The organism is Actinomadura sp. KC345 (assembly GCF_004348515.1).
In the GTDB taxonomy this organism is placed as follows: Bacteria; Actinomycetota; Actinomycetes; order Streptosporangiales; family Streptosporangiaceae; genus Spirillospora.
In genome coordinates this window covers 1-3,251 of the sequence record NZ_SMKH01000492.1, presented here as the reverse complement: position 1 = coordinate 3,251, position 3,251 = coordinate 1, and the positions used below count along the sequence as shown (strand labels likewise).

The 3,251-nt window shown below is 76.1% G+C and carries 3 protein-coding genes; 1 reads left to right on the top strand and 2 read right to left on the bottom strand.

Annotation, left to right across the window (positions count from 1 at the left end; all coding sequences use genetic code 11):
• Nucleotides 1–872: 1-phosphofructokinase (gene pfkB / locus E1281_RS38720; RefSeq protein ID WP_131884664.1), on the bottom strand; the 872-nt coding region annotated here is incomplete at its 3' end.
• A 164-nt stretch (nt 873–1,036) separates the two neighbouring features.
• Here pfkB and E1281_RS38715 point away from each other — a divergent pair.
• On the top strand, nt 1,037–1,960 hold the full coding sequence (locus E1281_RS38715) for a DMT family transporter (protein WP_131884663.1): 924 nt from the start codon (nt 1,037–1,039) through the stop codon (nt 1,958–1,960).
• 28 nt (nt 1,961–1,988) lie between these two features.
• Here the strand turns inward: E1281_RS38715 and E1281_RS38710 are convergent, their stop codons facing one another.
• Nucleotides 1,989–3,167: a helix-turn-helix domain-containing protein gene (locus E1281_RS38710; protein ID WP_131884662.1), complete on the bottom strand. Its 1,179-nt coding sequence runs from the start codon at nt 3,165–3,167 to the stop codon at nt 1,989–1,991.
• Nucleotides 3,168–3,251: the final 84 nt, after the last annotated feature.

Here is a 3,251-nt window from a genome sequence, read left to right as displayed (position 1 = left end):
GCCGCGCCCGGCACCCGGCTCGCGGGCAGCGAGACGGCCGCCGCGCCCCAGGCGAGCGCCTCGGCCAGGGCACCCGGGCCCCGGGCGCCCGCGGCGAGGAACCCCGCCAGCAGCGCGTCGCCGGCGCCGACCGTGCTGCGCGGCCGTGCGACGGGTGCCTCGCCGGTGAGGACGCCGTCGTCGTCGACGAGCACCGCCCCCTCCGCGCCGAGGCTGACCAGGACCGCGCGGGCCCCGCGGGACCGCAGCTCCCCGGCGGCCTCGACGACGTCGGCGACCGTGCCGACCGGGCCGCCGACGGCCTCGGCGAGCTCCTCCCGGTTCGGTTTGATCAGGTCGGGCCCGGCGGGGACGGCCGCGCGCAGCGCCGCGCCGCTGGAGTCGACCGCGACGCGGATGCCGTCCGGCCCGAACCTGCGGCACAGCTCGGCGTAGGTGCCGTCGGGGACGCCGGGCGGCAGGCTTCCGCAGCCGACCACCCAGCTCGCGGCGCCAGCCTCGGCCTCTACGACCGCGCCGATCTCGTCCAGTTCCGCGGAGGCGAGCGGGCCGCCGGGCTCGTTCAGCTTCGTGACGACGCCGCCCGGCTCGACGACGGTGACGTTGGACCGGGTGCGGCCCGCGACGCGGACGGCGCGGATCCGCATGCCCTCGGCCTCCAGCAGCCGGCGGAGCTGGTCGCCGTCGGCGCCGCCGACCGCGACCACCGCGGTGGACGCGACGCCGTTGGCCAGCAGGGCACGGGAGACGTTGACGCCCTTGCCGCCCGGGTCGAGCCGCGCCGACCGCGCCCTGATCACCGCGCCGCGGGTCAGCACGTCCACGTCGATCGTGCGGTCGAGGCTCGGGTTGAGCGTCACCGTGACGATCATGCGCGGGCCGTTCCCCGGTCCATGTTGGTTCCCTCCCGTTTGGGTTTGTTTCTCTTTTATTTATGCCCGTTTGCCGCCGAGGTCAAGAGGTTCGCGGGAAACCGCCCGAAGGTGGGAAGGATGACCGGAGCGGGCGGCGCGTTGCAGGGGACGCGGGAGGGCATGTGATCCGGTCCGGAGGGGCCCCGGACCGGGACGCGCTGATGGCGCTCTCGGCCGGGTTCGGCCTGCTGGCCGCGTTCCTGTTCGCCGCGGCCGCCACGATCCAGTACCGCGCGGCCAGGCGCGCCGTGCACGGCGGCATGGACGCCACGGCCGCGCACGGGCTGACCCGGAGGCTGGTCCGCGACCCGGTGTGGCTCACCGGGTGGGGCGTCAACATGGCCGGCTTCTTCGCCCAGGCCGCCGCCCTGCACTTCGGCTCCACCGCCGTCGTCCAGCCGCTGCTGGTCACCCAGCTGGTCTTCACCATCCTGCTCGGACCCGCCGGAACGGGACGCCGCCCCGCCCGGATGGACGTGCTCGGCGGCGTCGCGGTGTCGGCGGGCCTGGCGGTCCTGTTCACGGTGCCGGGAGCGATCCCGCCCGCCGGCGAGGCGTCCCGGCCGCGGCTGCTGCTCGCCGGGCTGATCGCCGCGCCGCTCATCATCGTGCTGTCCCGGGCGGCGTGGCTGCGGCGGGGACCCGTGCGGGCCGCGCTGCTCGGCGTCTGCGCGGGCCTGTGCTTCGCGGCGAGCGCCGTGCTGATCAAGCTCACCACCGCGAGCCTCGTCGACGAGGGCGTCGCCGCCACCGCCGCGGACTGGCCCGGCTACGCCCTGGCGGGCAGCACCCTGCTCGGGCTCGTGATCGAGCAGCGCGCGTTCGCCGCCGGTTCGCTGCCCGCAGCGATGACGGCGATGACGATGACCAACCCCATCGCCTCCTACCTGGTGGCCGTGCTGGCCTTCCACACGATGCCGCCCCGCACGGCGGCGGCGTTCGCCGCCGTCTCGGTCACCGCCGTCCTCCTCACCGCGGGGGTGTCGCTGCTGTCGCGTTCCGCGGCCGCCGCCCGGCACGGCGACGGGCCGTCCGGCGGAACCTGACGCCGCCTTCCCGCCGGGGCGCGGGCGGCTACGCCGTCTCCTCGGCGCGGGCGGTCCGCACCAGCCAGCTCAGCATGAGCATCACGTCGAGCCGGCCGTCGGGCTCGGTGAACCGCCCGCCGGTCAGCTCGGTGATGCGGCGCAGCCGGTACCGGACGGTCTGCTCGTGGATGTGCAGCCGCTCCGCCGCGATGACCGCGTTGTCGCCGCACTGCAGGTACGTCAGCAGGGTCTCGGCCAGCGGCAGGCGGCGCGCCGGGGGGAGGTCGAGCAGGGGACCGAGGACGGTCCCGGCGGTCGCGCCGATCAGCTCGTCCGCCGCGAGCGTCGCCAGCGGCGCGATGTGGTCCACGCACCGGACCGGGGCGCCGTCCGGCAGCAGGCCCCGCTCCACCAGCGTCAGGGCGTGCCGCGCCCAGCGCAGGGAGACGGCGCCCTGCCCGAGCGGGACGGTCGGCCCGATCGCCGCCGTCCCGAGCCGGCGCAGCGCCGGCCACAGCCGGTCCTGACCGGGGCCCTCCGGGTCGGGCACCACCAGGAACGGGATCGGCGCGTCCCAGTCGGCGAGCACCCCGGGCGGCAGGATCCGCGCCCCGGCGGGCGCCCCCGCGGGCAGCGCGACCAGGCCGATGCTCTTCGGCAGGTCCCAGCGGGCCGCGACCGCCAGCTCGGAGATCGCCTCGTGCGCGGGCGGCGGCTCGGCGGCCAGCAGGTCCCGCAGCCGCTCCCGGCGGCGCTCCCGCTCGGTCGCGAGCTGCCCCTGCTCGCGCGCGTACCCCTGGGCGGCGGCGTCGGCGACCCGCGCGAGCAGCAGGAACAGCGAGTCGGTCAGCCGGCCGAGGATCTCGCGCGACCAGCCGAGCCGGTAGGCGTCCTTGATGAACCGGCGGCACGCGACCTGGCTGGACACCCGCATCGCGCTCTGCAGGGCCTCCAGGCCCCGGCCCGACCTGGCCTCCTGCTCCCCGAGCCACATGTACAGCTCGGTCAGCTTCCGCGCGTCGGCGTTGGGGTGGTCGACGGAGTCGACGAAGAACGCGACGGTGTCGCTGACCGTCCGCTCCACCCGCTTGGCGTACTCGCCGCCGTCGTCGCCCGCGTACTCGGGCACCTGGTCGCGGATCTCCCGCTCCATCTCGTCGACGGCGGACTGGAGGTGCTGGCGCAGCAGGTCGGGCAGCTCGGCGGGCATCGGCCCTTGGGACATCGGCTATCCGTTCCGCCGGGGGCTGGGCTGGGGGTGAATCGGCCTCACCTTAGGCAAGAAGCAAACGCTTGTCATCACCCCGCC